The 5,422-nt window shown below is 40.2% G+C and carries 4 protein-coding genes and 4 tRNA genes; all 8 read left to right on the forward strand.

The features are described from left to right. The coding region (locus PENNN9_RS12780; RefSeq protein WP_197409065.1) for a hypothetical protein at nucleotides 1-151 on the forward strand (151 nt) is incomplete at its 5' end. Nucleotides 152-353: 202 nt separating this feature from the next. Next, nucleotides 354-1,235, forward strand: coding sequence for an RsiV family protein (locus PENNN9_RS02655; RefSeq protein WP_058368207.1), 882 nt, complete (start codon nucleotides 354-356; stop codon nucleotides 1,233-1,235). 82 nt (nucleotides 1,236-1,317) lie between these two features. Then, a complete protein-coding gene (locus PENNN9_RS02660; protein ID WP_058368208.1) occupies nucleotides 1,318-2,316 on the forward strand; it encodes an FHA domain-containing protein in 999 nt (332 codons plus the stop codon). A gap of 274 nt (nucleotides 2,317-2,590) precedes the next feature. Then, nucleotides 2,591-4,087, forward strand: a complete 1,497-nt coding sequence (trpE, locus tag PENNN9_RS02665) for an anthranilate synthase component I (protein WP_058368209.1) — start codon at nucleotides 2,591-2,593, stop codon at nucleotides 4,085-4,087. A 295-nt stretch (nucleotides 4,088-4,382) separates the two neighbouring features. Beyond that, nucleotides 4,383-4,458: transfer RNA gene (locus PENNN9_RS02670), tRNA-Thr, on the forward strand. A gap of 66 nt (nucleotides 4,459-4,524) precedes the next feature. Further along, nucleotides 4,525-4,608 (forward strand) — tRNA-Tyr (locus tag PENNN9_RS02675). A 110-nt stretch (nucleotides 4,609-4,718) separates the two neighbouring features. Next, nucleotides 4,719-4,792, forward strand: a tRNA-Gly gene (locus PENNN9_RS02680). Between the two features lie 106 nt (nucleotides 4,793-4,898). Further along, a tRNA-Thr gene (locus PENNN9_RS02685) sits at nucleotides 4,899-4,973 on the forward strand. Nucleotides 4,974-5,422 lie beyond the last annotated feature (449 nt).

Consider the following 5,422-nt stretch of genomic DNA (forward strand, 5'->3'; position numbering starts at 1 on the left):
AGCACTGGCGAAATTTAAGAAAAAAGCGCATGACCAGTTGTCGATAGATGGCGGTGGCTATTTGACATATTTGGCACCATCACGCGTTAATTTACAACTGATGCAAGATCGCTATCCAGAAGTGACCTTTAGTAATACTCGCGAGCACTAAAATCAACAATGCTAAAAGTTATTATTTAGTTCTATAGTCCATTTTAAAAGACACGCTGGCCGTGTCTTTTTTTGTTTGTATGGTTTATTAAAGATATCAAACCATACTGCCAAAACCAATCGCTAAAACAGTGTTCCTACAATAACAAATGATGATTACGGTAGAATATCTATAAATGTCGTCTATTAATTAAAGAGGATATATGTCAATAACGACTCACTCTTATGCGATAAAGCATTTACCACATAAGAAAAATATCAATAAAAACAATGGCGTAAATCCGCTTACTACCTTTGGTATTGCTGTCTTACTAAGTGCTTTTAGCTTAACTAGCAATGCGACTACTCTGATTAGTGCGACAGACTATCTTGATTACAATTTACCAAAACGCTTACAAGAACGCTGTATTAAACGTGAAAACTGTCCAAAAATTGATATCAAATATCTTAAAACCAATCACGACTGGGTAAATGGGGTTGTAATGAACGACTGGGTAAATGGGGTTGTCAATGAACGGATCAATAATCTAGTTATAAACAGTAAACTGTCTGAGTCAGCACCTATTAAAAACAAAAGCAATCAAGCCGATGTTAAAGCGGCTATTGACGACTTTGCAGCCTCACAATTTGTTGATTTGCCTGAAGATAGCGTTTTTATTTATCATTTAACGATAGAGCCTGAATATTTAGGACATGTAGATAGGTTTGAGTTATTCGAGATAAATTCCTATGTATTTACAGGCGGTGCTCATGGAATGCCGTATAGCGAATATCTCATATTTGATTCTGCAACGAAGCAGCAGGTGCAACTGGTAGACATGTTGCAGAAAGGCAAAAAGTCAGATTTTGAGGCATTGGTGTACGATGCTTATAAGAAGTGGGTCGGTACGGTTGCCAACGATACTCATGTTTATGAGCAAAGCTGGCCTTTCGTGTTAAGTGACAACATAACCTTAACGGATAAAGGCATCGATATTCGTTACCAGCATTATTCTATCGGTCCTTATGCCTACGGTATGCCAGTGCTAAGTATCCCGTATGATAAGCTAAACACCATTATTAAGCCTTATTTCATGCCACAGTAAAACAAAGATAGACAATAACTTACGGTGTGACTAAAGATAGTATTTAGTCATATTTTCAAAATTTATAATAAGGAGACGCGAGATGACAAACAATTTAGATGACAATAACGTGTTAAATAGTAAAGAAGAGACGACAACTTGGCAGTTAAATGCAATGACAGAAGCACTTGGCGATTTAACCCTGACGATTGATGACAGCTTGTCCGTCGGACGCGGTAACGACAACGATGTCGTACTGGGTAGTAAGGCCGTATCACGCAATCATGCGTTACTTAGTGTCTTAAATGGGGATTTGTATATCAAAGATTTGGACTCATCAAACGGTACATTTATCAACGATGAGCGCATAGAGGGCAACAAGTCTACCCATCTTAATGCAGATGATACGGTTGGCTTTGCAAGTTTTGTCTTTAAGGTTGCCACGCCGCACATACATACTGATTCTGTTACGCCGGTAGCCGCTGCACCAGTCGAATCTGCTACCGAACAAAGTATAGCGGCAGACAACAAAGACAGCATACCGACTGAAAGCAGAGTAGATGAGATGGCTGATGAGCCAGTGGTCAAAGATACCATAGTCACAGAGGTGCTTTCATCTACCGTTAGCGAAACAAAAGATAAGCCAGCTAATACTGTAACAGAACCTACGACTCAACCAACTTTAGCGCCAAGTACGGCCGCAGCCAAGGAGACAGTAATGTCTAATGATAAGTCTAAAGAGACACTAAACCGCGAACCGACAGTAGATGAGCCAGTAGCAAAACAGCCAACTGCACATACAGAGCCAGATGTCGCTCCAGAGCATGATAAGACGACCAAAACTACCTTGCAAGAAGAAGCAGATCCGGATGTACTACGTGCCAAACAAGCCGCCTCAGCGCAATTCTCTGGTACTGCCAATCTAGGACAAGGGCGTGATTTGGGCACTGAAGGCAATAATGCAATGGATCAAGCCGTCAATAACCCTGCTAATACAGGACAGCCGGAGAAAAAACCAAGTGGCAGCTGGTTTATTTGGGTATTTATCGTCATCATTATTATCGGAGTCGCTTTATGGTTGTTTAATATGGGCGGCGTTTAATCGCTTGTATCGTTTGCTAATCGGCACCGATAAGTTATATGAGATGCCTTACCACTAGAGGGGCGCATCAAACTGTACAGTTGTTCTAAATAATACTAACGCCAGCCAGTTTTGTTATACTGGCTGGCTATACTGCGATTAAATTTGCTCTATTCTCATTTTTTGACAGGTTTATGCTCTACTTAATCCAAGATTGAGCATGTACCATTTTTTTATTATTGCTGTTCTTGTTATTTTTATCTTCTGCCTGCTTGGTGCTAAGAGACTTTTTATTATGATGACCTTTGAAGAGTATAAAGCGTTTAAAACACAGGGCTATAGCCACGCTCCCCTTGTCAAAAAGCGCTTAATGGACGCACAGACGCCTGTTTCTGTGTTTTCTAAAGTACGCGATTTGAGCGGCTCGGCTTATTTGTTTGAGTCAGTCGTAGGCGGTGAGCGCTGGGCGCGATATTCTATGATTGGTCTGGGTAGCGATTTGATCTTGCAGTACACAGATGGTTATATGACCATTAAAAGAGATGATCAGATTGATAGCGATGCGGTTGATGATCCATTTGATTATATTCGCAAATTGATGGCGCAGTATAAAATGCCAACGCCAGATGAGGTCAAGGCATTGCCAAGCTTTAGTGGCGGGTTAGTGGGCTACTTTGGTTACGATATGGTACGCGTTATTGAACCAAGCGTTGGCTTATCAGATGCACCAAACCCAATGTCGTTACCTGATATGTGGCTGATGCTATCGATGAGTGTGATTGTCTTTGATAATCTTGAAAATACGTTGTCAATTATCGTTTATGCAGATTGTAATGATGAAGATGGCTATGGCGCTGCGATACGAGAGCTTGAAAAAATTGAAGATAAGCTGGCTGAGATGCCAGACTTAAGTACTCCAATCATGCCCACGCCAAAGTTCAAATCGCAAACTGGACAAGATAAGTACTGCGATGATGTCAACAAAATAAAAGATTATATATTAGAGGGAGACGTGATGCAGGTCGTTCCTGCTCAGCGTTTAACCGCGGATTATAAAGGAGACTCTCTAGCGGTATATCGAGCGCTAAGATTTTTAAATCCGTCACCTTATTTGTTCTTAGTGCATGGTTACACACTTGACGATCACAAACGTTTCGACATTATCGGTGCTTCTCCTGAAATCCTATCACGTATTGAAAACGGCACAGTGACTGTGCGCCCACTGGCCGGTACACGTAAACGCGGACAAGATGAAGCAGAAGATTTGGCACTTGAAACAGAGCTACTTGCTGATAAAAAAGAAATCGCTGAGCACTTGATGCTAATCGACCTCGGCCGTAATGATATCGGCCGTGTCTGCGAGTATGGCAGTGTCAAAGTTACCGAAAAGATGTTTATAGAACGCTATTCGCAGGTAATGCATATCGCCTCTAATGTTGAAGGTAGAATACTAGCTGATAAAGATGCGCTTGATGTATTCTGTGCGACTTTTCCAGCAGGTACATTGTCAGGTGCACCCAAAATCCGTGCAATGCAAATCATTGATGAGGTCGAGCCAGTACGGCGAACCGTATTTGGTGGCTCAGTGGGTTATCTAGGCTGGCATGGCAACATGGATACAGCGATTGCTATACGTACGGCTGTAATGCGTCGTGGCAAGATACATATTCAAGCAGGGGCAGGTGTGGTTGCCGACTCGGTGCCAGAAGCGGAGTGGGACGAAACCAATAAAAAAGCACTAGCGCTGGTCAAAGCAGTAAAGATGGCTTGTGATGGATTACGAATTCGCTAATATGATTTTGCTAAAGACGCTCTGTCTGTTATTATTTGGCTATACTATTTAATTGGTCCTTGTTAATCAGTACTTTGTGAAGATAGTAATCACATATTATAACGATGAAAATAGTAATCACATATTATAACGATGATAAAAACAGAAGTAGGAATAAAGATAATATTTTTTGCATAAAAAAATCTAATGCAATCAACTGCTTGAAAGTTTTTATTAAAATAAGCGTAAAAAAAATGAAAAAGGGCTTGCGTCTGTCAAAATATTTGATAGAATAGCCACCACTTTGAGAGAACAAGCCGACTTAGCTCAGTTGGTAGAGCAACTGACTTGTAATCAGTAGGTCGCCAGTTCGATCCCGGCAGTCGGCACCATCTCTTTCAAAGTAGCTTTTTATAAATTTGCTTTACATCAAAGTCTCTTTATTCAAAGCAACCTAAGGTGGGATTGGGGAGCGGTCAAACCCAACAGACTGTAAATCTGTCGCGAAAGCTTCGAAGGTTCGAATCCTTCTCCCACCACCATATTTTCTATAGTTTGTCATAACGCCAAGCATACTCGTTGTACATAGCTACTCTTTATATATAATAATATTACATTTATATTATAAGAGTGACTTTTCATAAGAGTCATTGCGGGTGTGGTATAATGGTAACACCTTAGCCTTCCAAGCTAATGACGCGGGTTCGATTCCCGCCACCCGCTCCATATATACACTATCGCAAAAACCATCAATAAATCATCACGACAAGCAGTATATTATTACTGTATCGTGATATTTTTTTTAGTACAACGTATAGGTTGTCTAGAATACGCTCATATAGCTCAGCGGTAGAGCACTCCCTTGGTAAGGGAGAGGTCTCGAGTTCAATTCTCGATATGAGCTCCATTTATTGATTATGTCTTTTGTGTTTGCTTCGCTATTTTTTAGACAACGTTACGTTGATGTCAACAATATAAAATGTTGAAAACTAATCAACTGTTGAAAACTGTAAAATTAGTGTGACAGATTACGATTCAAAGGTGACACTGAGGTGTTGCCTTTTAGTGCTGTCAGTACATTGATAATGTTATAACTATACTAGTTATTTTGCATAAACTGATAACATGTACTGAGTAGACTGAAAATGTTAGTATAGTGTTCGGATAACCTACCTATGCTAGTAGCAAAATTTTGTTAGATTTATCCTAGCGTCAACGGTTTGATGGTTTTAACTCTGTCATAAACCGTCAAATAGCTATTTACCGATCTTGCTGTTTATTATTTTTTAAGCATAAAGATTCATCAATAAAGAGGAAATACCCATGGCAAAGGCCAAGTTTGAACGCAACAAGCCA

This window comes from Psychrobacter sp. ENNN9_III (assembly GCF_001462175.1).
Classification (GTDB): domain Bacteria; phylum Pseudomonadota; class Gammaproteobacteria; order Pseudomonadales; family Moraxellaceae; genus Psychrobacter.